Here is a 516-nt window from a genome sequence, read left to right as displayed (position 1 = left end):
GGACAATATCTTCCTTTTTAGCTAATTGTACAATTTTATAATCAACAGCATCTGGCCCATCGTCAACATACACAGTTTTTACATGTTCAGGCTGAATTTGATGAGAAAAGTGACTAAAACTTCTTAAAACGTTAACAAAAATGCCTGTCCCTTTAGTTAATTCAATCACTGAATTAACAACAGGACAAGCATCTCCATCTATGATTACTTTGACCATTAACAACTAACCTTGAGTGTTATCAGATTCTTTATTTTGTTTTACAACGCTGTCAGCCACGTAATCATCATATTTTTTAAATTCTTTTTTTCTAGCCTTTTTCTCTGCTTCTTGTTGTTTTTCTTCTTGTTTGTGACGTTTTTCAATATTTTTTTGAAGCTTTTTATCTAATTTTTTTACATCTTTACGATTATCTTTTTCAAGTTTTTCGCCTTTTTTCTCAGTTTTATCGTCCAACTTGCCTGGAGTAAGACCTACTTTTTCTTCGTACTTTTGAGATTTTTTCATATCTTTAATAC

The 516-nt window shown here is 30.8% G+C and carries 1 protein-coding gene and 1 pseudogene; both read right to left on the bottom strand.

Going from position 1 to position 516, the window contains the following annotated elements; translation table 11 throughout:
- On the bottom strand, positions 1-217 hold a 217-nt coding region (locus tag HZY83_RS06625; RefSeq protein ID WP_179943266.1), incomplete at its 3' end, for a DUF188 domain-containing protein.
- 6 nt (positions 218-223) lie between these two features.
- A pseudogene (locus HZY83_RS06620) lies at positions 224-516 on the bottom strand (hypothetical protein); the annotation flags it as partial.

This window comes from Gemella sp. GH3 (assembly GCF_013415425.1).
Lineage (GTDB): Bacteria > Bacillota > Bacilli > Staphylococcales > Gemellaceae > Gemelliphila.
The sequence above is the reverse complement of the archived record's forward strand: the minus strand, read 5'-3'. Positions and strand labels throughout refer to the sequence as shown.